This is a genomic window from Sphingobacterium sp. UBA5670 (assembly GCF_002420705.1).
Lineage (GTDB): Bacteria > Bacteroidota > Bacteroidia > Sphingobacteriales > Sphingobacteriaceae > Sphingobacterium.
In genome coordinates, this window is sequence record NZ_DIIM01000021.1 from 91,673 (window position 1) to 117,225 (window position 25,553).

Sequence of the window (25,553 nt, forward strand, 5' to 3'; positions counted from 1 at the left end):
TCCAGAAGTTTCAATTCCTATTTATTATTTCATTATTTATGATTTCGTTAAAAACTCGTCCAGATTCAACACTGCATTGGCAACAAGCATGTAGGCAGCTTTTGAAGGCAGGACCTTTACATTGCTTTTTGCTAAATCTTCATTCAAAAATTTGGCTGCCGAATCAGGCTTTTTGTTGAAATCAATCAACGCTTTTTGATAAAGATGTTCCAGCTCTTTGAGTTTCTTTTCATCGGCATCCTTCAACATTGCACGCTTATAACCGATACGGATACCATTTCTAAGGTTTCCATTTCCCTCCTTTTCCATAATAGCCCCCAGATGTTTAGCTGCTTCGAGGTAAACAGGATCGTTTAATGTGGCGAGCGCTTGCAGCGGTGTATTGGTACGGATACGGTCGACCAAACAAACCTCCCTACTCGAAGCATCAAAAGAAACAAAGGAAGGGTAAGGACTCGTACGCTTTAAAAACGTATAGATGCCCCTTCGGTATTGATCTTCTCCAGCACTTTTCACCCAGGACTCACCGCTATATACAGTCATCCATACCCCATCCGGCTGGTATGGCATTACACTTGGTCCGTACATTTTATTGCTGAGCAATCCACTTAGGGCTAAAGCCTGATCACGAATCTGTTCGGCAGATAATCTAAAGCGAGGTCCCCTTGCCAAATAATAATTCTGTGGATCCTTTTCAAAATTGGAATTGTTCAAGCTAGAGGACTGCTTATAAGTTCCGGATAATACCATCTCGCGGATCAATTTTTTAACGCTCCACTTTTTGGTGTTCATCAGATCTAGGGCAAGATAGTCTAGTAATTCTCGGTGAATTGGCGGAATGCTCTGTGTGCCCATATCTCCTAATGGTTCAACTAGCCCCCGACCAAATAGTTGAGCCCATACGCGATTAACTAAAGTCCGCGCTGTCAACGGGTTTTCCTTACTGACAATCCACTGCGCAAAACCCAAACGATTACGTTGAGCCCCCTTAGGGAAACTATTCAGTGATGCCGGAACTGTAGGCTGCACTTCCGCATCTAGCGACAAGCGGTTACCACGTATAAATACATTGGTTTTACGATGCATGTCTTTGGGATTTTCAATCATGATTGGTACTCCCTCAGGTTGCATGTTGACCAACTGGAGAAAAGTCTTTTGAAAATTCATATTATCCAGTGACTTTTCTTGTGGAAAGTTCTCGCGAAATGCAAACCATTCAATCATGCAGATCGGCTGTCCATGAGTGACAGATGGATTCTTGAAAACCAGATATAAGTCATGTACACCACGAGTCGCACTTATGGGAGACTGAATCACCTGTCTTCCATTCGTACTCGGCAAATCAATAACGGCAAGTATTAGTCCGCTAGGTTTATCCAAGTGAATTTCCAATTTTCCACCTACCGCACCTGTCCAGAAATTCATGAAGAATTGCTGTTTATTATCCAGGTTTATTGCCCTTAATCGGGCCGATCCTCCAGTTCTCACCCCCAACCATTTCGTATCATAAAGCGCACCATCTACTATTTGGTCACTGTAATGCGCATGTACTTTGGGCTCAAGGGTGTGAAGGAATAGATCTGTTGATTTTACCAAGCTTGCATTTCCTGTCGTCGACAACCACCTCTTTATACTGTCAATTCGCTTTTCATCCTGTGCAGTATAAAAACGCAGTTTAGGATGATCGCCTTGGGTATCTTCATCTCTGGTGTTGTTAAAAAAAGCTAACGATTTATAATACTCTTCAAATTTAAACGGATCATAAGTATGACTATGACATTGCACACATTCAAAGGTCGTACTCAACCATACTTGATAAGTTGTATTTAAACGATCCAAAACCGCAGCCATTCGAAATTCCTCGCTATCGGTCCCGCCTTCATCATTATTCATGGTATTGCGATGGAAGGCGGTTGCGATAAGTTGATCCTTGGTTGGTTCCGGGAGCAAATCCCCAGCGAGCTGTTCTATCGTAAATTCATCATAAGGCATATCCTGGTTTAAGGCCTTGATGACCCAATCCCGATAAGTCCATATCGTGCGCGAACCATCCTTCTCGTAACCCTTCGTATCCGCATATCGCGCCATATCCAACCACCAACTCGCCCACTTTTCGCCATATTTCTGAGAAGCCAACAAACTATCTACCCGTAAGGTATAAGCATCATCGCGCTGATCTGCTTCAAAGGCTTGAATTTCTGCCAACGTGGGTGGGATACCAATTAGATCCAAATACACTCTCCGAAGCAACATTGCTTTATCCGCTTCATCTGCAAAGGATAATTTCTTCTCCTTCATCTTATCCAAAACAAAAAAATCAATCGTATTGTTCACCCCTTTAGGCTTAACACCAAATATACTGAGCAACGAAAAAGGTTTAGGTATCTCCGTTTCCTGAGGTGTTGTATATGCCCAATGCTCTCCCCACTTGGCTCCCTCATCGATCCATCTTTTGAGTATATCAATTTCATCGTCATTCAGTTTAGGGGCATTGTAAGGCATACGCAATTCAGGGTCATCGGAAATTAGTCTCTTTATCAGTTCACTGTGTTCGCCATCGCCACGAATAATTGCTGATTTGCCTGACTCGGCTTTGGCGAATGCCTCATTTTCAAAAAGAAAACTTAAGCCACCATTTTTCTTAACCCCACCATGGCATGTGATACAATGTTTATTCAAAATCGGTTTAACATCAGCGCTAAAATCAACTGGCTCTTTTTTTCCAAAAGTCAAAATGCTTGTACCAATAAGGACAAGCGCCAGTAATATTAGCACCAAAATCTTTTTTTTCATAGCCTTGGGATATATCTATTCTGTATTATTTTAGGTTTATGCACTCCTTCCAAAGAAAACAGTATTCATTTTCTTCGTTAGGAACGACCGAAACTAAGGGATAAAATCACCTATTCCGAATAGCATAAATTTAGGGAACAGCACTCAATTATACTAAAACTAGATTAACAGAAACATAAACAATATTACCATCGTTAGGCTAGGAAGTCGAGAAAATAGCCTCCAATATCGTTCAAAAAACTGCATACATTCTCCTAGAGCATCTTTTTTATCCTCCTCCAACCATCTGTGTCATAAAGTATAACAATTTCGATACTCATCCTCCTTTTTAATATTTTGGAGGCAAATAATTCCACATCGGAACAAAGACATTGCAAACAAAGATGAAAATACAAGTGAGGTAAAAGAGAATTGCAAGAAATATACCGGGAGGTATTATCTAATTATAAATGACTATTTAGCAAAAAAGCGTTCCAACCGAGTGTTGAAACGCCTTTTTTATTTATATGAATCTACAATTTATGCAAACTCAATCAAAAACTCCTCTTTTGGAAGTCTAAACTTTTTCAGCTTCAACAGCCAGTCTTGTTCTTCCATCCGATAGCCTAATGGAAGCATAACGGCACTCTTCAAACCCAGTTTATCCAAACCAAGCAGTTCATCCAATTCCACATTTGAAAAACCCTCCATTGGTGTGGCATCAATGCCCAATTCTGCTGCCTGTGCAATTGCCAAACCAAAAGCAATATAAGCTTGCTTGGCCGCATGCGCCGCTTGCTGTTCTTCAGTAAAACTTGCAAACTGTCCTTTTAATCTATTTTTATATTCGTCAGTTGTGTCTAACGGCAAGCCCCTCAACGTATTCATTTGGTCAAATGTATTGTCAATACGTTCATCAGTATATCTATCCCATGCTGCGAAGACCAATAAATGCGAACTATCAGCGACAATTTGTTGCCCCCAAGCCACTGGTACAATTTTTTCTTTTAATTCCTGATTCGTAATCACAATTACACGAAACTGTTGAAGTCCAGAAGAGCTGGGCGCCATACGTGCGGCTTCCAAAATCTTATTTAAATCTTCCTGAGCGACCTTTTTCGTAGGATCGTATTTTTTTGTGGCATAGCGCCATTCCAATGTGTCTAATAATGCCATTATTTTTTTATTTTAAATGTTCAATAGCAACCTATAAAGTTAAGTAAAGATACACAAAAAGTTACATGTCTAAACATCAAAATACAGGACGATAACAATAAAAAACAGGACAAAAAACAGCCTATTTTCTATTACCTATATTGGATTTTTGTGAGGAAAACAGCACGTATTTGCCGCTAATCGGAAGGAAATCTTTATTTTATTCAATTTTATTAAGACCTTTGTATGTGTTTAGATCTCATTAGAACAATAAGGTCTTCAACGATTTATTCCACAAAAAATAGAACTTAACAAAATCAAGAAAACAGAGCTTATTAGCTTCACGATAAAAAATCAACAATGTCAATAACAAACGAAACAGAGCTAACAGGTATACAAAAAGCGAGCGATGCTGTTGCTCAAACCTTAAAATCCATGATAGTACATGCTCGAGTGGGCATGTCAACTAAAGAGCTCGACGAATATGGGGCCGAAATATTAACGAGAATGGGTGCAAATTCTGCACCTGCCCTCACTTATGGTTTCCCTGGATACACCTGTATTAGTGTAAACAATGAATTTTGCCACGGTATCCCCACAGCAGAACGGATATTAAAAGAAGGCGATTTGATCAATATCGATGTATCTGCCGAACTTGATGGGTATTGGGCTGATAATGGCTGCTCCTTTGTTATAGGAAAGGATATACATCAACATGAAAAACTGGTAAAAGCATCCAAAGAAATTCTTCAAAAAGCAATCAGTCATATTCGAGGCGGTGTAAAGATAGCCGACATTGGGCATCTCATTGAGACAGAAGCGAAAAAAAGAGGTTATAAAGTTATCAAAAACCTTGGTGGGCATGGTGTAGGAAAAAGCCTCCACGAAGAACCTGATGAATTGCTTAACTACAAAAATCGCTTCGACCAACGTAGATTTCGAAAAAATACGGTTGTTGCCATTGAAACCTTTATTTCGACCACTTCCACCTATGCAACTGAAATCGAGGATGGCTGGACAATGGTTGGAGACAAAGGCGGTTTCATGGCACAACATGAACACACGATTCTTATTACAGAAGGCTACCCTGTCATATTAACTGAACAAAACGCTATTTTTTAAGCACTGATAACACGTATCAACAGGTCTTTTCGAAAAGTTTATAGAAGACAATCGAAAAGACCTCGTTTTCTAGAGACGGACTCCTAAATCCGCAACATCGGTCCAATCTTCGCTATCTCAGAAATAAAATCTGCAAAAAAAATTAAGGGGCCTCCCATAACGGGAAAACCCCCAAATAATATATTTTTATGGCTAAATAGTGCCACTCTCAAACAAGTCAACTTTTCAGAAGGATCGCTACAGCAGTAAAAGTAGATTATTCTTTTCAAGAAAAAAGTGATAAAAATCACTTTTAACAAAATTTTTATTCTTATTGTCAAAATTTTGCTTCCATTTCATTCCGATAAGCTGCCAAATGCATTTATTGTATCCTTAGCAGTTCCGAAAACAGCAAATATTACAAAAGCTCTATTCATATTTCCAAAAATATTCTTTTTGAATATTAATGACAATTAGTGCGCTATTAATCATCTACTTTATAAATTAAGTTTAAAACAAAATTAAGATGATATAGGGAGATGTAATACCAAAAATCACCAAATCCTACCATTTTGATAAGAGCGATAAGATGGAATTAAGTAGGAAGTTATGTAAATGTTTTACATAATTTCGATCAAAAAATCACCAACAAAAGCTAACTTCGCTGGATATATACGTCACAGACAGGTGATAAATTGCAATGATAAATAGCATGACATTGAAAGAATTACAACACAGCAAAATATATGGTGCAGATAACGGTGGCACTCCATTAATTGTCCTCCATGGGCTTTTTGGTATGGCAGACAACTGGGGATCCTTTGGTCGTAGTTTCGGAGAGAAAAGACAGGTACATTTACTCGATCTTCGTAATCACGGACGAAGTTTCCACAGTGAAGATATGTCGGTGGAAGTTATGGTAGACGATCTGCTGGCCTATATAACATCCATTGGAGCAGATAAAGTACTATTATTGGGTCATTCTTTAGGCGGAAAGGTAGCGATGCAATTTGCTATTGACCATCCAGAAAAGATTGAAAAACTGATCATCGCTGATATAGCCCCGAAAGCTTATCCTCCACATCATGAGGATATCTTCAAAGCGCTATCTGCTGTAGATATTACAACACTAGAAAACAGGAAAGATGTACAAGTAAAGATTGAAAACTATTTGAGTGATCCGGGTGTTATCCAATTTTTATTAAAAAATGTATATATCAGAGAAGATCGGAAATTAGACTGGCGCTTTAATCTGGATGTTTTAAAAAATAAATATACGGAGTTCATCACCGTCGGGGTAAAATCAGGGATATTCAACGGCCCCACATTATTTCTGCCAGGAGAGAAATCAAGATATATATTACCTGAAGATAAAATTAAGATCAGGGAGCAATTTCCAAATGCCGTATTTAAAACAATTCCTAATGCCGGTCACTGGGTTCAAGCCGAAAATCCACAGGCATTTGACGCATTCGTTGCTGAGTTTTTAGATCAATAAAAATGAGATACATTGAATGTCCACTCCTCTTTGTTGGTCCTTAAAACCTCTCGTACGGAGTAGACATTCAATACCATTATTTCAATGCCTTTGCGTAGGTCTTTATCGCACGATCACGGGCAATCTGATGGTCGACAATAGGCTCACAATAGGCTGAAGTGTCTAATTCAGGAACCCATTTTTTTATATATTCCTGATTTTTATCGAACTTCTCAGCCTGAAGCGTCGGATTAAAAACCCTAAAATACGGGGCTGCGTCACAACCACTACCGGCGGCCCATTGCCAGTTACCATTGTTGGCCGATAGATCATAATCATTTAGTTTTTGTGCAAAGTAGGTTTCTCCCCATCTCCAGTCGATCAACAGATGCTTACAAAGAAAACTAGCTACGACCATTCGTACACGATTGTGCATATAACCCGAAGCATTCAATTGGCGCATACCCGCATCTACCATAGGATATCCAGTCTCTCCATTGCACCACTGCTGGAATTCTACCTCATTGTTGCGCCATTGTATGGCATCGTATTGCTTCCTAAAGGACTCCCTAACAACATGCGGATAGTGATAGAGTATCTGCATAAAAAATTCACGCCACATCAATTCAGACAACCAAGTCAAATTGTGTTTTAAAGCAAAAGTAACGCATTGACGTACACTAATTGTTCCAAAACGAAGTGCAATTCCCAATTTAGTAGTACCCATTAATGCCGGATAATCACGAGTTGTATCATAATGGTCAATAATTGCAGCATTCAGCTTTGGTTCTTCAAAAATAAGGTCGGTCTCTAGAAAACCTAAGTTCTCCAAAGAAATAATCTGCTCATGGTTTTGCTGAAAGAAAAATTCCGTTGTGTATGTATAGGAAAGATGGTCCTCGGGACGTAATTTCTCCCGCCATTTTTTTGCGTAAGGTGTATAAACCGTATAGGGCGTTCCATCATTTTTTAAAATATCTCCTTTATCGAAAATAACCTGATCTTTCACAGCTTTGAAGGGAATTCCGATCGATTGGCAAAAATCAAAAATTTCTTTGTCCCGATGAATTGCTTTCGGTTCATAATCCCGATTACAATAGATTCCCTGCACGTCAAATTTCTCAACAAGCTCTCTGTAAATAGTGATAGGTTTACCAAAGAAAGTATTCAAAGTTGCACCACTTTTTTCTAAGGTCGCATTGATACCTGTTAGTGCTTGATGAATATAATGAACACGTCTGTCTTTCCTATCCTCCAGCAGCTTCAAAATATCTTCGTCAAATATGAATACGGGTAATACCGGATACCCCGAAGCGAGCGCACGCGCAAGTCCGGCATTATCATCCAAGCGTAGATCCCTTCGAAACCAAAATATATTAACTTTATCTTTTTCCATAAAAATGACGAATTTTTGCCTTCCCCCCTAGTTAACAACTTCAAAGGACAAAAAGATTAACAAAATAATTAATCGCAAATTAAGTATATAAAAACGCTGAACCATCAAAGGTACTAGAAATTCCCTTTGATGGTTCAGCGTTTAAGAATTTTATTAGGTTAGTTTTTCAAACTCGCCATGTCAATAACAAACCTGTATTTCACATCGCTTTTCAATAGTCTATCATAGGCATGATTGATATCCTGCATGTTAATCAGTTCTATGTCCGAGATAATATTGTGTTTACCACAAAAATCAAGCATCTCCTGTGTTTCTGCAATCCCGCCGATCATAGATCCTGAAAAACTCTTACGTGTTGGAATCAAACTGAAAGGAGCTACAGGCAGTGGGTGTTCAGGCGCACCAACAAGCGTCAGAGAGCCGTCTCGTTTCAATAAACTTAAATAAGCGTTGATATCATGCTGTGCCGAAACGCAGTCCAAAATGAAATGTAATGTGCCTGCATGCTCTTTCATTTGCTCAGCATCAGTTGACAAGATCACCTCGTCAGCCCCTAAACGTTTGGCGTCATCAACTTTGGAAGCAGACGTTGTAATTACGACCACATGAGCTCCCATTGCTTTCGCTATTTTGACTCCCATGTGTCCCAATCCGCCGATACCAACGATACCGACTTTTTTTCCTGGCCCCACGTTCCAATGCCTCAAAGGTGAATAAGTGGTAATACCAGCACATAATAAAGGCGCTGTTGCTGCAAGATCCAAATTTTCAGGAATGTGAAGTACAAAATCCTGGTCTACCACGACGCGTTCAGAATAACCACCAAATGTCTGTTTATTTAGATGCTTATCGTGACCATTATATGTTTGGATATTTCCATTTTCACAATATTGTTCCAAACCTTCCTTACAACTCTCGCATTCGCGACAACTATCGACCATACATCCCACGCCAGCTAAATCGCCTACTTTAAACTTAGTTACAGCTGATCCAACTTTAGTAATTCGCCCTACAATTTCATGACCGGGTACATTCGGATAAACGGTCCCGCCCCATTCGTTTCGCGCTGTATGTAAATCTGAATGACAAACTCCACAAAATAAGATATCAATCTCGACATCTTTCTCTGTTACTTCACGACGTTCAATATCCATTTGTTTTAGATCATTCGCCGGTGCGCTTGTTCCAAAAGCTCTAATTGAAAATGTACTCATACTTGATAAAATTGTTGTTTTCTGTTTTAAATAAATACATAAAATTCCCATCATACGACACAGATTCCATCCATACGATAAAATTAACCAATGGATGCAAAAAATGTTTTGAAGGAACTACATCAAAAGTAAAAAGTAACTTTCAGAATTATTTTGCTGCAGAGCTCAAAATAATATTACTTTACGGCTCATCAAGTAATGGATTACACAGCTGCACATCCGATAGTTTAACTCTTTCAAACCGGGCTAACTAATCCGTATCTTCTACCTGGACAAATTGCATGGCCAATCCTTGTTTCTGACATATATTCAAAATAGAAAATTCCAACCGGCTGCTAATCCGAAGAACAAGTAAAAATTGCTGATCATCTAGCAATAGGTCAATATTTTTTATCTCAGGGAAACTCTGATAAAGAAAATGATAAATCTCGCTGGCTTTCCACTTGAGTTTACGAGATAAAGAGTAGACAACTTTATACATAATTAGATTATTTCAAAATTTTAACGGCAATTTGTTGTAGGTGATGGCTCAAAAAACGCATCTGTTTCAGTTCCTCAAAGTCCCTGGCTAATCGGACCGTTTTATTTTCATTTTCCAATGCGAGCGCTAGGCTATCTAGCTTCTCTACATCACGGTGTAGTAATAAATAACAATCAATATCCGGATCCAGCAATCCGTTTATTTCAGAGCGGGTCGTTCCGTCAGTCTCCACCATGACCAAAACGCATCTTTCTGACGCAAAACTGTCTACCGACTTGCCTATTTTCGCATTTAACCCCATAGTTTATATCCTGTCTAGTGTCCCTATTAAAAAGAAATAGCTGATTAATATGGACATATTTTGTATTTTTGTCGAATTCTTTTTCAAAAAAAAGAACAATAAATATATACTCTTACTGTCCAAAACAATTCTTCTTCGTTACGCTGTCAAATTACTAGCGCAGTCCCCTGACACATATACTTGTCAGCCAAGAAAGTCTAGCTTCAAAATCTGGAAAACGGTCAAAAAGTAAAACTTCCTGCTCAAAGCAGCGCGATGTTGTCACCAACATCTCCGATAAGAACAGAACATCCTTTTCCTCCAAGGCCTGAATTTCTTCTTTCTGAATGGCCAGTTCAATCATTTCACGAATCAACTTAATCTCGTCATCCAACATGTAACGTGTCTTCGAAACCATCAAAGCCGGATCAGATTTCATATCTTCAAACGCGAGATGAAAACGTTTGGTAATTAAATTAATCTGGCGCAGTTTGGCTTGTAAAAAACCAACTAAATTATCCTCCAGAGAAGCGTCCCTATTATAAGTTGTGCTCGCGACCTGAAACACTTGCTGACATAGGTACTCCGCAATCGCGTCAAAGACGTCCATTTTACTGGTAAAATAATAGTAAAGTGTACTTCGTCCCTTTCCACAAGCTTTTGAAATATCTTGCATAGAAACCCTTGCGAATCCATACGTTTCAAACACTTTCATGGATGATAGGATAATTTCCTCTTTAATATTTTCCTGTTGACCTGTCATTACTCGACAAATCTACAAAAAATGTCGAAAAATCAACTTATCCAGCCAACTTTTTTTCGCCAATCGTTATATGTGCCATTTTCCTTATCTAGTAATGGAATTTGCTCCACATGTTCAATTTCACCTATTTCTATGTGGTTAAACGGTGGAAGGTCCATACACTTTCTCAATGCATTCAATGCACTTGTATCCTCCACGGGATAAATCTTCCCGCAACGGGTTAACTGTGTCCCATAGCGTTGCGGTTTGCTCCTGAAAAACTGAATTCTATCGTGCAAATAAGCAAAATTTGCCAAGTTGATGTCTGCGATATTATCAAGAAGCAACTCATAACAATCCTCCATAAAATCGGGCTCCCCGATCGCATGCTGCACAATCAACCATGCTGAATTACTAGCGACCTCGCCCACTTTTGAAATCGTTGGATAACCTATTTCGGCAATTATTTCACGTAGTCTTTTTGCATTCTGCCGATGAATTGCTTCCATCTCCGGATGATAGCCACCATGGAGCTCTCCCGTCCGCAATAACTTCTCTCGTATCGAGTCATCATCCTGACTCATCCTAATAATCTCGTCCGCAATATTTTTATATAACATCATTGTTTTCTAAAAAACTTTACAAAGCATATTACTCCCCAAAAATCGCATTAGTCTCCTTCAAACCATTGTATTCAAAACCTTTTTACCTAAACTTTCCATTGATTAGATCGGTTGCGACTTGAGCACTTTTATATGGAAATAAATCAAGTTTTATGTCTAATTTTCGTCAGGTGACTTACATCGGTCAGCCCAAATTCCACAGCAATCTCCTTTAAAGTCACTCTTCCTGCTGTTATTCTTTGACTTATCAATGTACGGCGATAGTTCTGAATATAGTTCCGCAGGGTAATTCCTGTCTGGCGTTTAAAGTAAATACCGAGATAATCGTTAGCGATATTAAAATGCTTTGCCATCACGTTTGACCGCAGACGATTAGGATCGTAAATATTCTTATGGATATAACAGAACATGGCTTGCAGATCACGGCTCCTAAAATTACTACTGCGCAATTCAGGCATATTCCGTTGCAAAATATGTACAATGCTGAATAATTGCAGCCAAATAAGTTCCTGATTTCCGGTCTGGGCTTTTTTCCATAGCACAAGTAGATCAAAGATCAGCTCAACCGCCGACTTATCTTCCCCAGCTAATTGAAACCCGGTCTGATGGGTTTCTCTACTTTTTATTAGATATTCCAGCTGTTGTATCGCAGTTCCAGAACCTGGCAGATTGTGACCAAGGTATGCATCGGTAAATTTAAGATAAACAAAATGTGTGTATTGTTCAATTTCAAAATAATGCTGATCGTCGGGACCGAGGAGAAAGATCATCCCGCCCTCGTAAGAATATGGATGTCCGTTAATGATATGTCGTCCTAAGCCCTCCCGAATAAAAATAAACTCATAATGATTATGATTATGTTCCGGATGCTTCCATTCAAGCATCTTAATTGATGAAATAAGTATAGGCTCAAATTGACGATAGCGTTTCATATCAGAAATATACATAATTATATTAGATTTTTACCTAATACCCGCTAGACTTCCAGCTAACTTTGTTCTTATAAAGAATAGATAAAAATGAAAACTAGAAAAAAAACAGCTTTAGTCGTTGGCGCCAATGGCGTCATTGGTAACAATCTAATCGAATACCTCGAAAAATCGGAGGATTGGGAAATCATAGGTATATCACGACGACCAAATATTGACCGGAAAAAAGTGCGTTTTATAGCCGTAGATTTACTGGATTTAGCAGACTGCATCAAAAAACTAGGTAACTTGAATACCGTCACCCACATTTACTATGTTGCTTACCAAGATAGATCTACCTGGGCAGAGTTGGTTGAGCCCAACATGAAAATGTTGATTCATGTTTTGACCGCGGTCGAACCAATTGCCCCCAATATTCAACATATCAGCCTCATGCAAGGTTACAAAGTATATGGTGCACATTTAGGTCCCTTTAAAACACCTGCTAAAGAATCAGACGCTGGCCATATGCCACCGGAATTCAATACCAGCCAACAGCAATACCTCGAACAGCTACAAAAAGGCAAGAAATGGACCTGGTCTTCAATACGTCCATCTGTTGTTGGTGGAACAGCTCCCAATAATCCGATGAATCTAGCGATGCTCATCGCTGTGTATGCATCTATATCAAAAGAACTCGGTATCCCACTTCGGTTTCCGGGAAAAATTGGCGCTTTTCAGACACTGATGGAAATGACTGATGCCACACTATTAGCGAAAGCAATGGTATGGGCTGCCACGAATCCGCAAGCTGCCAATCAAGCTTTTAACATTAACAATGGCGATCTCTTTCGATGGAAGGAACTCTGGCCTAAATTGGCCTCTTACTTCAAGATGGAAACTGCCGCTCCAATCCCGCTATCTCTTGCAACTATGATGGCGGATAAAGAACCTATATGGCAGAAATTACAAAAAGAGCATCAGTTAAGCTATAGCTATCAGGAGGTTTCGGCCTGGCCTTTTGGCGATTTTGTTTTTTCTTGGGATTATGATTTTTTTGCCGATGGTACAAAAGCCCGACGCCTCGGATTTCATGAATTTATGGATACCGAACAAATGTTCTATCAGCTTTTTGACGAAATGCGTGAAAAAAGAATAATTCCATACTAACAAAAATAAAATTTTACCGTCTATTTTTGTAACTTACTCGACTCAAGCACAACCTTTACTTCGTTAAAAATTCATCTGGTATCCATTTATAGTCAAAAGGATATCGGATAGTTGATAAAATAAACTATATGAATACAAAAAAAGCATTTGTAGTTGGATCAGGAAAACTGGCAAACGCTATACTGAAATCTGATTTCTCCATTCCCACAGTCGAACTTCTTCCGTGGCAATCATCCGGTACAACGACGTCTCCATCTATCGTTATACATGCTGGCTCGGGCCGTGAACTGAAAGATTGTCTTGAGTTTTGTGCTCGCACGGGCTCAGTGTTAATCGAACTGTCGACGGGGTTGGAGACCGAAAAGCTCGAGACAACCTTTCCGCTCATTATTTGTCCGAATACGTCCATACTGTTGTTAAAAACACTTTTTATGCTCCAGCAATTTGGCCATAACTTCAGGGACTATGAAATATCCATTATGGAGTCTCATCAATCCTCCAAAACGACTGAGCCAGGTACAGCCTATCATATTGCCAATTCCTTGCATGTTCCTCACGAGCGAGTAATCTCTATCCGGGATGCAAAAACGCAAGCCTATAAGATCAATATCCCTGTTGCCCACTTAGAAAAGCACGCCTATCATCAGATTGTAATCAAAGATCAAAATGATGAGATTAAGATTGAAACCAAGGTCCTCGGACATGATTCCTATTCAAGTGGCGTCAAAAAAATAATTGAAGCATGTATAAAGAACAAATTAGCCAATAAAAGGCACACAGTACTAGATTTAGTAGATATGGGACTGCTTTAACGTATTCTTCGAAAAAGAGTGATTACGAACGGTCTGTTAGATATCCTATTGGGCATACCACCTTTACTTCCCTTTTTATCTTAAAAACCGTTTGTACAGATATTTTCGTACAGGCATATCATATAATCTCAGACAGCAATATGCAAGAACAATAATGCCGATCACAACAGCTGCGGCACCAGGTAAAGATTCTTCGAAACTCAGGTTTTCATTCTTGACCCAGGCATAATACAAATAAATAAATGGATAATGTACCATGTACAACGGATAAGATAGATCGCCTAAAAATTTACAAAGCCAATTTGTGAAGCCACTGCTCCCCTTTCCCGAAGCCCCTAAAACGACTAGTAACGGGAACACCAGCACGCAGCACAGGGTATCATATATACCGTTCATCCAAAGATGCTCGGCACCACCAATGCGAGGCATTGCCAAAACTGGAACAAGAATCAAACTACAAATCCAAAATGCGCCCTTGATTTGCAAAGATTTGAATATTCGCGATAGAAATAAACCGGCCGTGAATGAAAATAAAAGACGAAGGGAGCCTGCTGTAAATTCAGTTCCTGTGAACGAAAATCCAGCACATATATCTCCCAAAGGTCCTAATATAGCAAATACAGCCAATCCTAACCCAAATAAAATAACGAGTCCAGCCAATGCTTTAGTCGAGAATCTACGAATAATCAATGCATATAAGATATTGCCGATGTATTCAAAAAACAAAGACCAGCTAGGTCCATTTAGCGGAAACATCTCCCCAAGTCCTCTCACTTCATGCCCGGGAAGTGCAGGAATTAACAAGGCATTCAATAAGGTTGCAATTGCCAAGGAAGAAAATGTTACCTCAGTCACATCCCAAACAGAGCAACCCTGAAAATAGAACATGATTGCTCCTATAATAGCGCCCATAACAACCATCGGATGCAGACGTATTATCCTACGTTTAATAAACTCCTTTGTTGTCATTGTCTTCCAACGATCATCATAAGCATACCCCACAACAAAACCTGAAAGCATAAAGAAAAAGTCAACCGCCAAATACCCATGATTAATACGCTGGTCCAAATGGCTTGTTGCAAAGGCTTCAAAAATGTGAAAGCATACGACAGTAATAGCAGCTACGCCACGTAGCCCGTCAAGTACAGCATAATGTGGTTTGGTATCTGCATAAGTGGAAGTTGATATTTGAGTACCGGACATAAAAATTGGACGATTTGATTGATTTTTTTACAAGGAAGTAAATATAAACAAATTCGTCCATGCAGCTTTGTAACAAGTTTGAATGTCACCAGTTTTCTGGATCAATTAGTGGATAAGAGAAATATAATCCGGTAAATAAACCTGCTCTTTCCGCATATCTTCGATATATAACTTATTATAAATTTCTAAACGGATATCAGTAATGTCTGTGGCTGTCGGATTGTCGTTTTCCTCCTCTCCGAATGAAAATATCTGCTCTTCTCTTCTATTTTTTTTAATCAAAAAATAATAAAAATCTTTATTTTCCCAAGCTTTTATACTATTTCCCGCATCGTCTGGAAGTTTCAACGCTTTATAGTTTTTCTGTAGATAATTATAAAGATCTTGGAAATCAACTCTATTTTTTGAGGTCTTCATGGCATACAGGTAAGCAAATTCACCGTTTTTATCTTCCCCCATAGTCAATGCTGGGAAAGGCACATCATTTAGCATCGCTAGCGTATCCTTTTCTTCGTTATAGGAAACAGTTGAGTAACGATAACCAAAATCTTTGACCGGCTTCAGTTTTCTAGTTCCCCAACCTGCAGTAGATTCGATGTAAAATGGGGTGGGCAAGCTCCCTTCTGAATGAAAAATGGCCAGCGTATCCTTTTTAAACATAGCTGTTCCAAAGGCTTCTTTCAACTCCTTTTTATTCATTTTTTTTACATCTGCGTGCAATAATTCTTTGCTTCGTTGTATTTTGGGCTCATAAAACTTGGACACATTAAATGTTTTATCCATTTTTTCAAGTATAACGTTATCCGGATTTTGCGACTGACAAGAATACAGAAGAATAGATAAAAGGACCGCATAGAATGCCTTTTGATTTAGAAAATGAAATGGTCTCATCGGAATTGTCATTCAAACTATTTTTTGGGGTTACGATCTATACTTCGGTGTAAAGATCTTCAAACTAAATTAAATTTGTATTCATTTGCAAATGAAATTGTGTTGGCCCCTACTTTTGCATATAAAAATCAATTTATCTAAGTTTGAAACAAAATCTAATAATTTATATAAATCCAGAATAAGCAAGCTTATATTATGTTCAAAAAAGTATCATCTTTAGTTGCCTGCTGTTTATTTACAGCCATTTTCCTCAAAGCAATAGCGCAAGATTTCAAGCTTTCCTCTTTACCAAACCAGTATCAAATGCCGGTCGAAAAAGCACTAAATGCAGCTGGTACAAATCGTAGCGAATTGGAAAAAGTACTACGGGAAATCCCTAAAGAAATGCGTGAAGGCGCAGCTTTTCTCATTGCATATATGCCTAAGAACGATTTAACGACCATCAAAAGTGAGCTTCTTATCCGTAATATCAAAAAGGCTTACCAGGCAAGATCAACGTTTTCCTGGGCAAAGGAGATTCCAGATTCCATTTTTCTAAATGAAGTATTGCCCTACCGCGTGTTTTCTGAGGATCTTGATGACTGGCGCAGTGATTTCTACGATCGTTTTTCGAAATATGTAGCGGACAGTAAAACAATAAAAGGTGCAATAACAGCCATCAATAAGAATATCAGAGATGAAGTCAAAGTGGATTACAATACTCAGCGAAAAAAAGCAGATCAAAATCCAGCTGAATCAATGAGTCAAGGGATGGCCTCTTGTACTGGATTATCGATTTTACTCATTGACGCATTGCGATCAGTAGGTATTCCGGCAAGGATCGCAGGTACACCAAATTGGCATGACAATCGTGGTAACCACAGCTGGGTGGAAGTATGGATCAATGGAAAATGGTATTTTACAGAATATTATCCAGACAAAGATCTAAACTACAGCTGGTTTTTGGCAGATGCGGGAAAAGCAGATCCAAATAGCCGAGAACACGCTATTTATGCAGCTTCTTATAAACCAGCTGCTACTTCATTCCCTGCGTGGAGTGAAACTGAGGTTTATGCAGATAATGTCTCGCAACGCTACATAGATCTATTCAATCAGCAATATAACCAACAATTGAATGATAAATCATACACTCGTTTGAACGTTACCATGTATCTCAGCAAGGATCAATGCCAACCTGAAGGCAGAACAAAATGTAATGTAGATATCTTCCAGGGAAATGATCAAATCGGCGGTGGTTCTACGGCAACAAAACTCCAGGATGCGAATGATCATTTAACATTTATTGTGAAAAAAAATCAGTCTTATACATTGAGATACAGCAATAAAAACGGACCCACAGAAAAACAAGTAAGTGTAAAAGATGAGCCCACAAATGTGATATTATATTACAACTAGTCGACAATCTAGACCCAAAAAATTAAAAAACCAATTAACAGCTAAATAATGAAAAATATTTTCGACAAAACAGTGAGTGATGAAGTGATAACACGGATTCAAAATCTTAATCCAGACAGCAGGGCCCAATGGGGTAAAATGACTGTCGATCAAATGCTGGCTCACTGCAATGTGACCTATGAATTAATCTATGATGATAAGCATCCTAAACCAACTGGATTAAAGAAACTGCTGCTAAAATGGTTTGTAAAAAATCTGGTTGTGAGCGAAAAACCTTATAAGAGAAATAATCCTACTGCTACCGAGTTTCTGGTAACATCAAGACGGGATTTTGAACTCGAACAAGGCAGATTGATAGCTTATATTCAAAAAACCCTGGAATTGGGCGAAAACTATTTTGATGGAAAGGAGTCTCATTCATTTGGAAGGCTCAAAAGCTGGGAATGGAACAACATGTTTTATAAACACCTCGATCATCATTTGACGCAATTTGCTGTATAGTTAGTCAATCTAAGCTATCAAAATGGATCGCAAGGAACAGAAATACCCTTGCGATCCATTTAAAATTATCTCCACCAATGGTAATAATTATGCATGCCGTCGTATTCAAACCCACATCTTGGATAAAGGGCATTACCTATAGCATTTATTTTCTCCGTTTCAAGCATCAGACCGCAGGCCTCGGTCTCTTCGCACCATAGTTTGCTGCGATCGATAAGTCGGACCGATAGCCCTCTGCTTCGGTGATCGGTGTGAACAAAAAGATCACTCAATAACCATTGCCGCTGCAATTTAGTGTAATGAAATAATTTATAAAGCTGAACAAAGCCAACAGCCTGTTCCCCCAGAGTAGCTAAAAAAATTTCTGATTCGCCATGTAGAAACCGTTCCTTCAAAAATTCCTTCGCCTTTTCGAGATCCGATTCCTGTCTGTAAAAAATTCGATAAAGATTGAATAGCGCAGCTGTTTGATCCAGGTCCTCAAGACTTGCTTTTCTAATGTTGTAATTCATCTTATTAAATATTTTGATTTATATCGCAAATGTATCCCAACTTCTTCTCATCGGTCTCATCCAGATTAAAGATGCGGCGTAGTCCAGTCTCCTGCAATAGAGGTTTCTATGCGTTTCCATATAACAGACGCATAAAATTCGAAAACAACATTCATCTCGTTAAAACAATCGTTCTCGAATTATAAATCCTTTAATACGAATTGTAAGTCTGGTCTAGTATCAATTGTATCTTGCGCTATCTTTAGGAATGAAAAGAAGAAAATCTGTAGCCAAAGGCAGTCAAATCTGTATCAACTATTATTTACCAAATTGGCGATCCATTATCATTGGTATCATTCTGATTATAATGGGAGGCTCGACATTTTTCATTGGCTATGATCCACATGATTCATTTAATGAGAATTTCAGCGCCATGACACTTGACTTTAGGGATGTATTTCGCTTTTTAATCTCTTTATTTATGTTACTGCTTCGCTTAGCTTTTATTATCGGGGGCTTCCTTCTTGTAAGAAGCAGCAAAAAGATCATCCGGGCCAGAACAGATAAAAAAGGATTGTATTTTAAACGGATTGAAAAAAAAATTGGAGTACGTGGGCTATGGCAGAGTTAGATCCACTGATATTTGTGCCTTATATACAGATCGTCAATATCCGCATTATTGAAAGTAATTGATATGGTCCAAGACTTGAGCTTGAAACAATTCAGGGTAAAGGAATATTGACAATGTTAAATGTGCTGAGTCGAAAAGAAAAAGAGCACATCTGTCAAACCGTAAGAGAGTTTGGTATTTAATGAATTTTTACCATACGCTTTCCTAACCTATTTTTAAAGAAGAAAGTTTACTAAAACCAGAAAGAATTGATTTCAGTAAACCTTCAATTTGTCTGTTTATGCCTATATTTTTAATCAATTTTTTCACCTAGCAAATGATCGACATATTCTCTGATCTCTTGAGGCAACATAAGATAAACCGAAGTTTTCAGGTTTTCTCTGTTTGGTTCTCCATCGATGAAAATATTCTTAAATCCTTCATTGAGCCATTTCCCCTCATCATCGAGATAGCCACGATATTTACTATCTAAATTCTCAATAATATTATTGTTTCCCATGTTTTCCGTCATTTATTCTATGTAAACTGCATCTAAAATATTCGACAGGGAAACATCAACATTGATGCCACTCCTAATTTAAATTTTAAAATTCATCTGCCTAATCTCATATTTTAAGTTTTCTTAACATTTACTTATCCCAGCAACCACCAAGCCATTAAACATTAAATACCAGAGCGTTATAATAAATAGTTTATTTTTTCCTAGTTCAATTATATATAGTTTTTACCAGCGAATGCTTTAATTTTGTATTTTAGTACATAATTCTAATAAACCGATTACTTATGATATTAATAGCGGTCCTACTTCCTTGGCTATCATTTTTTTTACGCGGTAAGATTTTTAGTGGCTTTCTTTGTTTGATTCTCCAGATAACTATACTGGGTTGGATACCCGCAGCCATATGGGCCGTCGCATCCCGTGTTGATGGAAAAAATGAACAGCGTATACGTAAAATGGAACGTAATATGCGCAATTACCGATAAGCTTTTAAGTGCTTTTTCGTTCGATTGATGAGCATTATTTAGATTCCAAAAATTGCTGTATTTCTTGCATTGTAAAATCAATCAGTTTGGTATTGACTTCACCATTAAAATCAGCCATCATATAATTTCCATGATTAGCAGGTAAAATAAGCAGTCTTGCATGAGGAATCTGCCGCTGCATATCGGCTAAATGGGTCGCCTTTACAACATCTTGATCCCCTCCTATCAGAAATACGGGGCAGGTCAAACTCTTTAAAGATTCTATGTCAAAATCTTCAAAGTTTATCATCCGTTGGCTGTCTTTTTCATACATATTTCTAAATTTCTCTGGATCCGGATTCAGTTTCATAAAATTCTCTTTGAGAAACGGCGGCATGTCCTGAATAGTTGAAGCTTCCATGCTTTCAAAAAAGCCATCCAAAAGTCCCTCTCTTTTCGTATTTCCTGATGCCGCAACTAGTTTTTCAACCTTATTGGGGTACATCGTCGCAAATTTCAAAACTGTTGTCGCACCATTGCTAAAACCGAAAAATGAGGCTTTTCCAATAGAAAGAAAATCCAGAATGGCCAAAATATCCTTGGCATCTTGTTCAAAGCTTTCAGCCGAAGTCCTATGCTCGGATCTTCCATGATTTTGCAGATCTATTAAAATCAATTGGTATCGGTCGTACAACCTTTTTACAGTCTCCTCAAAATCGGAAAAACCAGAAGAGCCACCACCATGAATCAATACTAAAGGCCTTCCAGTCCCAAATATTTCGTAATAAAGTTTTATTCCATTAGCCGGTGCATAGCCGCTTTTTGATTCTAACTCGCGCATAATTTATCATCTAAAGTCTTTCTGTCTGTAGCAACACGCCACTAATACGTTTTGTTTTCCATAAATTTTTTAAAATTTAACAAGACTCCATCGGTAAAAGATTGCTGAAGTTCCACCGGAGTAAACGCATCAGGTTCGAAAGTTTCCCTGATAATCGTATTGTTATCAATCGCCTGAAACTCAACAATGCACTTTCTGCCGCCACTGGTGCTTTCAATATACTCCATTGGAATAATCTCATCGAATACACCCATATAATCAAACCCCTCCCGATTACCTATTTGTTCCATCCTAAAATTAAACATTCCACCTTCCCTAAAATCGATACTAACGGCTGGACAGTGCCAGTCGTCAAATGGGATATTCCATTGCATAATTGCATCGGAATCGTTCCAATATGTCCAGACATCGGTGAGCTGCTTTTCAACTAAAATAACCGAGACTAACTTTTCTACAGGCTGATCCTTGTGGTTCATATGATATTTAGATAAGGATATTTTTGTATATCAACATTGGTTTAAAATCATATCCTCCAATATACAGAGATAAAAAAACCGGATTGAATTACACGACAATATTAATAAACTATAAAATAACTCTACTTGTCCTATGACAATAATTAACGCCAGACCAACGATATTTTTCATTAGATAGAAAAACTTCTCCCACGACCCAAATTACAAGGATAAAAGTCGACCATAACCCGATTAGGAAAAACACCGCAAAAGACTATGGTATATTTATTGCATGCAAATCATGAACATATAAAAACCGATTCAAATGAAAAAATTAGCATTTATAGTGATGAGTCTTTTTACTTTGACAGCTTGTAACAATGCTCCCAAGCACAACGAATCTGAGAAAGTAGCTGATCAAAGCAAGAAAGAGGAAACACCATCCATTGGAGGTAGCAAAGATGAGCATGGCTGTCTAGTTGCTGCGGGGCAGACCTGGAGCGAGATCAAGCAAGGATGTATCCAAGTTTTTAATGTTGGCCTACGCCTAAATCCGACAGAGAAAAAAGAAGGCGAAGCCGTCATTAGTGCTTTTGTTATTGTTAGCAATGATCAATCAAAACTTGAATTATTCTTACCTGATAATAAAAATACAATTATCTTGGATAAGGTTGAAAATGATATTTACCGGAAGGATAGCTATAAATATGATGCTAAAAAATCAGCGCTTTACAAGAATAATACGATCAAATATAAGGGAGACGTTGAGTAATCAGAAGAGAAGATCTAGCATCAGTCATATTGAGTAACACAATCAATCGCTGAATGAAAAGATAGCTTTTCTAACTGAACAAAATTCGCTTAGAAGAGCTATCTTTTATTGCACTATTGGTACAATTTGCACTTCATATGGGCCCGAATAATGATTTCCTATCATGCGATTTTCGTTTACAGTAATATGATATTGGCCAATATCTTTAAATCTATAAGTGAGTTCCCGACCAAAGGGTCCATCGGCAGAACCATCGGGCAGAAAAAGCTGGCTAATCCTTACATTAGCAGTATCCTTGGGTGTTCTTAGTTTGATAAGTACCGAATCCGCCTGATGGACTGAAATAAAGATAGTGTCCGTTTTACCTGATACCATATTCATTTTTTTTAACCTACCACCACCAAAAAAGGTAATATTTGAAGGTATTTCCTGTACCTTCTGTTTAGATTCATTTGCATTTTGTTGAGATGGCCTCTGGGGCGATTGACATGCTCCAAAAATAAAAATTGCCAACAAATTCATTATCAATAACGGTAATTTATTCATAACGTTTTATTTAGGATAACAAAAGTAATTAGACTACAGTTTTAGCTACCTTTCAATTTCTATACTTTTCCACAACTCAAATAGAACATAGGAATTCCCTCCTCATCTTTCTCGATTACATCCAATCCTTCGAAAAAGATATGGTCACCCAACTCTTTCTCGGAGACCTGCTCTTCAAGCTGATAGAGCAAATCCAAAGCCGTAAAATGCCGACCATTAGGCGATTTCAATCTGGCACACAATTCAACCTGATAATATCCATTATCTGCGTTGTTCTCAGAAAAGGCGTCTGCTTCATCGTCCAACAGATATTCATTTTCTTTCAGATCTTCCATGGTTCTAATCCAAACGAGGTAGCAGACTTCAATTTCCGATTGTTCAACAACAATTTGATTTGGACTCCATCGATTCCGATTTTCGAAAGTATCTTTTTGATACATATTAACTTCTTTTTCAAATTCTTCAATACTACGATATCGCATCCGTTGGAACCGCCAAGCCACATGTAAAAGTATTCCTGACCGATTTCCAAGCCGCCACTCCACATTATTCCAGGGGCTGCCTATTTTTTCCTTTAAATATCCGATGTACCGTTTCAAATAAGATTTTCCAATTTTGCTATTTAGGCCAACCTGATTTTCTCCTTCTAGAAAATGGTCAGAAAATAGCAACCAATCGCTAAAATGCTTTTTTGCATATAAGGACAGATTCTTTAAAATGGTTAAAGCTATGGGTTTTGAGAGATATCCAACGTCAGTTGCGGATGTCACAATATGACTTGTCACAGCTACAGTAAATGCATTTACCCCCGGTTTTGAAATATCCCATATAGCCGTATCAATGTGGCTGGATTTCCCGTCCAATGCGGTTCCTATTCTGTCTATCCCAAGCAATGTAAAATAGCTGCCCAAAACCTCTAGACAACTTTCCATATCCGTTATCGCAAAGTCCCTTTTTAACAATTTAATAAAATCACTTCGGAATTGATCAATTTTGGGATAATTTCCAAATTGATATAAGTGAATCGGATAATTTCCGTCATCGCCCGCACTTCCGAAAACAGTAAACCAATCCCCAAAAACAATGACTCTAAATGGAGCTCCAAGTGCATTGCCGAACTGCTCTTCATAGGGAATATCCCGGAGTATATTTCCATCCGTTACTAAACTCCCTTCGCCTTCTTTTTTTTTCTGTTCAGCTTGCAGCATCAATTCCTCTTTTGCCTCAGTGACACCTTCTCTCGCCGCATTCAATAGTTCTCTAAAAAATTTAAACATCATGCTATTTATATTATTTACTTCACTATGAGATATTATTTGCTATATTTTGCTACTAAAGCATAATCATAGGGAATTCGCATAGACAATTCTCGCGCCTGCCAAATATCTCCTTCGGAAGTCTGATAAAAATCATAGGCATTCTTCATGAAATTTTCACCATTTGGAGCCTCAACCCAATTTTTCTTCTCACGATTATAAAGTAAAATCATACAACTTACACAGCGATAATGACCATCTGTTTTCGGATTTTCAAAACAGGTTCCAACTTTAATATTAATTTTCTGATTGATAATAACGTCTGTCAATTTTCGAGCTGTAAGATGAATTAATGCGATTTGCGCATCCTCATGATCTGGATGTAACTTCGCTACAGTTAATTTTCCAAAATCTGCTTTTTTAACCTTTTCGATTTCTGAAGCCCTGAATTCTGGAGCTACATAATTGGTATCAACTGGATATAGGTCATCTGCCACGGAAACCACTTCGGTCGTTGCGGCTTGGGCTGCTGCCGAACCAAGAGTTCGCTGGTTATTTTCATAATTGTCCCAATCAGCTTTGTCATAAGTAACCCATTGCTGTATTTTATACAACAAAGTTTCTCGTTTATTGACTTTGATAAAAAACGCTGCGATTAAAAACGAAACCGCCAAAAGAAGAAGGATAAATAGTGCTTTTTTCAAACTAAAATATTTTAATAAAGTATTTAAATCTGTAAAATCGTGACGACATAGGTCACATTCTCAATTATTAACATAAAGCTGCACATAATAATTCAATCTGAAAATCCGAAATCCATATTAGGTCAAAACTTGACGATATTTGTAGCTCAATAATCAATATTTGAAAAAAATAATACAATCGTTAATTTCGAAGGCCTTTAGTGATTTAATTAAATACAACTTGTATGTCTAAGTTCTTAGGCCTCATATCACCACACGTTTTTAAAAAGGAAATTTCCTTCTAGGAAAATGAATACATTAAAATGAATGGTTTAGCAGATTATAATTTAGCCCCAATAAGTTCTACAACCTTTTCGATTGGTCGGCCAATTACTGCAACGTCATCCTTTACAACGATAGGGCGTTCGATCAAAATAGGATATTCCAGCAGCACATCGATCCATTGCTCATCCGTTAGTTCGAGGTTTCGGAATTTCTCTTGAAATACCGGTTCTCCTTTTCTGATGAGTTCCTTAGGTGTTAGCCCGAGCTGTCCCAATAACTCGACTAATTGCCCCTTGGTCGGAACGTCATTTAGGTATTCCTGTATTTCAAATTCAGTACGTTGTTGTTTTAACAGTTCCAGTACATTGCAGCTCTTGCTGCAATTTATATTATGGTAAATTTTGATCATGGTCGCAAGCTGTAAAATTATATGCGTCAAAAAATCGATTTTGAATATCTCCAAAAATAGCAACTAAATCATAAACGATTTGAATAAGTTAGCATTGTGA

At 38.1% G+C, this 25,553-nt stretch carries 27 protein-coding genes; 9 read left to right on the forward strand and 18 right to left on the reverse strand.

Annotated elements, in window-relative coordinates; genetic code table 11:
* Nucleotides 1-36 precede the first annotated feature (36 nt).
* Nucleotides 37-2,793, reverse strand: a complete 2,757-nt coding sequence (locus B3C94_RS18320; protein WP_293906352.1) for a DUF1553 domain-containing protein — start codon at nt 2,791-2,793, stop codon at nt 37-39.
* A gap of 519 nt (nt 2,794-3,312) precedes the next feature.
* On the reverse strand, nt 3,313-3,948 hold the full coding sequence (locus B3C94_RS18325; RefSeq protein ID WP_293906354.1) for an NAD(P)H-dependent oxidoreductase: 636 nt from the start codon (nt 3,946-3,948) through the stop codon (nt 3,313-3,315).
* Between the two features lie 339 nt (nt 3,949-4,287).
* Between B3C94_RS18325 and map the strand changes: the two genes are divergently transcribed.
* Both map and B3C94_RS18335 read left to right on the forward strand, forming a co-directional pair.
* Nucleotides 4,288-5,049, forward strand: a complete 762-nt coding sequence (map, locus tag B3C94_RS18330) for a type I methionyl aminopeptidase (protein ID WP_293906356.1) — start codon at nt 4,288-4,290, stop codon at nt 5,047-5,049.
* A gap of 697 nt (nt 5,050-5,746) precedes the next feature.
* Nucleotides 5,747-6,526 (forward strand): alpha/beta fold hydrolase, encoded by a 780-nt coding sequence (locus tag B3C94_RS18335; protein WP_293906358.1) that lies wholly within the window; start codon nt 5,747-5,749, stop codon nt 6,524-6,526.
* 76 nt (nt 6,527-6,602) lie between these two features.
* Here B3C94_RS18335 and B3C94_RS18340 read toward each other — a convergent pair whose 3' ends face one another.
* From B3C94_RS18340 to B3C94_RS18365, 6 genes are all read right to left on the reverse strand, one after another.
* Nucleotides 6,603-7,901 (reverse strand): cryptochrome/photolyase family protein, encoded by a 1,299-nt coding sequence (locus tag B3C94_RS18340; RefSeq protein ID WP_293906361.1) that lies wholly within the window; start codon nt 7,899-7,901, stop codon nt 6,603-6,605.
* Nucleotides 7,902-8,059: 158 nt separating this feature from the next.
* The gene (locus tag B3C94_RS18345; RefSeq protein WP_293906363.1) at nt 8,060-9,115 is read right to left on the reverse strand and encodes an NAD(P)-dependent alcohol dehydrogenase; all 1,056 of its coding nucleotides are present in this window, start codon (nt 9,113-9,115) and stop codon (nt 8,060-8,062) included.
* 488 nt (nt 9,116-9,603) lie between these two features.
* Complete coding sequence (locus tag B3C94_RS18350; protein ID WP_293906365.1) at nt 9,604-9,897, reverse strand: hypothetical protein; 294 nt, start codon at nt 9,895-9,897, stop codon at nt 9,604-9,606.
* A gap of 154 nt (nt 9,898-10,051) precedes the next feature.
* Nucleotides 10,052-10,639 (reverse strand): TetR/AcrR family transcriptional regulator, encoded by a 588-nt coding sequence (locus B3C94_RS18355; RefSeq protein WP_293906367.1) that lies wholly within the window; start codon nt 10,637-10,639, stop codon nt 10,052-10,054.
* Nucleotides 10,640-10,671: 32 nt separating this feature from the next.
* On the reverse strand, nt 10,672-11,241 hold the full coding sequence (locus B3C94_RS18360) for a DUF6624 domain-containing protein (RefSeq protein ID WP_293906370.1): 570 nt from the start codon (nt 11,239-11,241) through the stop codon (nt 10,672-10,674).
* Between the two features lie 143 nt (nt 11,242-11,384).
* A complete protein-coding gene (locus B3C94_RS18365; RefSeq protein WP_293906372.1) occupies nt 11,385-12,188 on the reverse strand; it encodes an AraC family ligand binding domain-containing protein in 804 nt (267 codons plus the stop codon).
* 72 nt (nt 12,189-12,260) lie between these two features.
* Here B3C94_RS18365 and B3C94_RS18370 point away from each other — a divergent pair, with 72 nt between their 5' ends.
* The gene (locus tag B3C94_RS18370) at nt 12,261-13,319 is read left to right on the forward strand and encodes an SDR family oxidoreductase (protein ID WP_293906374.1); all 1,059 of its coding nucleotides are present in this window, start codon (nt 12,261-12,263) and stop codon (nt 13,317-13,319) included.
* Nucleotides 13,320-13,447: 128 nt separating this feature from the next.
* Nucleotides 13,448-14,131 (forward strand): dihydrodipicolinate reductase C-terminal domain-containing protein, encoded by a 684-nt coding sequence (locus tag B3C94_RS18375; RefSeq protein ID WP_293906376.1) that lies wholly within the window; start codon nt 13,448-13,450, stop codon nt 14,129-14,131.
* Nucleotides 14,132-14,206: 75 nt separating this feature from the next.
* On the opposite strand, the gene B3C94_RS18380 is transcribed toward B3C94_RS18375, so the two are convergent.
* Both B3C94_RS18380 and B3C94_RS18385 read right to left on the reverse strand, forming a co-directional pair.
* On the reverse strand, nt 14,207-15,334 hold the full coding sequence (locus tag B3C94_RS18380; RefSeq protein ID WP_293906378.1) for an acyltransferase family protein: 1,128 nt from the start codon (nt 15,332-15,334) through the stop codon (nt 14,207-14,209).
* Between the two features lie 105 nt (nt 15,335-15,439).
* Nucleotides 15,440-16,117, reverse strand: coding sequence for a hypothetical protein (locus B3C94_RS18385; protein ID WP_293906380.1), 678 nt, complete (start codon nt 16,115-16,117; stop codon nt 15,440-15,442).
* 303 nt (nt 16,118-16,420) lie between these two features.
* Here B3C94_RS18385 and B3C94_RS18390 point away from each other — a divergent pair, with 303 nt between their 5' ends.
* Both B3C94_RS18390 and B3C94_RS18395 read left to right on the forward strand, forming a co-directional pair.
* Nucleotides 16,421-17,620, forward strand: a complete 1,200-nt coding sequence (locus tag B3C94_RS18390; protein WP_293906382.1) for a transglutaminase-like domain-containing protein — start codon at nt 16,421-16,423, stop codon at nt 17,618-17,620.
* 48 nt (nt 17,621-17,668) lie between these two features.
* A complete protein-coding gene (locus B3C94_RS18395) occupies nt 17,669-18,121 on the forward strand; it encodes a DUF1569 domain-containing protein (RefSeq protein WP_293906384.1) in 453 nt (150 codons plus the stop codon).
* A 65-nt stretch (nt 18,122-18,186) separates the two neighbouring features.
* Here the strand turns inward: B3C94_RS18395 and B3C94_RS18400 are convergent, their stop codons facing one another.
* Nucleotides 18,187-18,633 carry a GNAT family N-acetyltransferase gene (locus tag B3C94_RS18400; RefSeq protein ID WP_293906386.1) on the reverse strand — a complete coding sequence of 149 codons (447 nt, stop codon included), beginning with the start codon at nt 18,631-18,633 and terminating at the stop codon, nt 18,187-18,189.
* A gap of 247 nt (nt 18,634-18,880) precedes the next feature.
* Between B3C94_RS18400 and B3C94_RS18405 the strand changes: the two genes are divergently transcribed.
* Complete coding sequence (locus tag B3C94_RS18405) at nt 18,881-19,243, forward strand: hypothetical protein (RefSeq protein ID WP_293906389.1); 363 nt, start codon at nt 18,881-18,883, stop codon at nt 19,241-19,243.
* A gap of 292 nt (nt 19,244-19,535) precedes the next feature.
* On the opposite strand, the gene B3C94_RS18410 is transcribed toward B3C94_RS18405, so the two are convergent.
* Nucleotides 19,536-19,754, reverse strand: coding sequence for a hypothetical protein (locus B3C94_RS18410; RefSeq protein ID WP_293906391.1), 219 nt, complete (start codon nt 19,752-19,754; stop codon nt 19,536-19,538).
* Between the two features lie 272 nt (nt 19,755-20,026).
* Here B3C94_RS18410 and B3C94_RS18415 point away from each other — a divergent pair, with 272 nt between their 5' ends.
* Nucleotides 20,027-20,227, forward strand: coding sequence for a YqaE/Pmp3 family membrane protein (locus tag B3C94_RS18415; RefSeq protein ID WP_293906393.1), 201 nt, complete (start codon nt 20,027-20,029; stop codon nt 20,225-20,227).
* 34 nt (nt 20,228-20,261) lie between these two features.
* Here B3C94_RS18415 and B3C94_RS18420 read toward each other — a convergent pair whose 3' ends face one another.
* Both B3C94_RS18420 and B3C94_RS18425 read right to left on the reverse strand, forming a co-directional pair.
* On the reverse strand, nt 20,262-21,047 hold the full coding sequence (locus B3C94_RS18420; RefSeq protein ID WP_293906395.1) for an alpha/beta fold hydrolase: 786 nt from the start codon (nt 21,045-21,047) through the stop codon (nt 20,262-20,264).
* A 41-nt stretch (nt 21,048-21,088) separates the two neighbouring features.
* Nucleotides 21,089-21,523: an SRPBCC domain-containing protein gene (locus B3C94_RS18425; RefSeq protein ID WP_293906397.1), complete on the reverse strand. Its 435-nt coding sequence runs from the start codon at nt 21,521-21,523 to the stop codon at nt 21,089-21,091.
* A gap of 304 nt (nt 21,524-21,827) precedes the next feature.
* On the opposite strand from B3C94_RS18425, the gene B3C94_RS18430 reads away from it, so the two are divergent.
* Nucleotides 21,828-22,274: a hypothetical protein gene (locus tag B3C94_RS18430; protein WP_293906399.1), complete on the forward strand. Its 447-nt coding sequence runs from the start codon at nt 21,828-21,830 to the stop codon at nt 22,272-22,274.
* 105 nt (nt 22,275-22,379) lie between these two features.
* Here the strand turns inward: B3C94_RS18430 and B3C94_RS18435 are convergent, their stop codons facing one another.
* From B3C94_RS18435 to arsC, 4 genes are all read right to left on the reverse strand, one after another.
* Nucleotides 22,380-22,820 (reverse strand): hypothetical protein, encoded by a 441-nt coding sequence (locus tag B3C94_RS18435; protein ID WP_293906401.1) that lies wholly within the window; start codon nt 22,818-22,820, stop codon nt 22,380-22,382.
* A gap of 59 nt (nt 22,821-22,879) precedes the next feature.
* Nucleotides 22,880-24,100, reverse strand: a complete 1,221-nt coding sequence (locus B3C94_RS18440) for a DUF1266 domain-containing protein (protein ID WP_293906403.1) — start codon at nt 24,098-24,100, stop codon at nt 22,880-22,882.
* 32 nt (nt 24,101-24,132) lie between these two features.
* Nucleotides 24,133-24,780, reverse strand: a complete 648-nt coding sequence (locus B3C94_RS18445) for a hypothetical protein (protein ID WP_293906405.1) — start codon at nt 24,778-24,780, stop codon at nt 24,133-24,135.
* Between the two features lie 319 nt (nt 24,781-25,099).
* Nucleotides 25,100-25,483: an arsenate reductase (glutaredoxin) gene (gene arsC / locus B3C94_RS18450; RefSeq protein ID WP_293906407.1), complete on the reverse strand. Its 384-nt coding sequence runs from the start codon at nt 25,481-25,483 to the stop codon at nt 25,100-25,102.
* Nucleotides 25,484-25,553 lie beyond the last annotated feature (70 nt).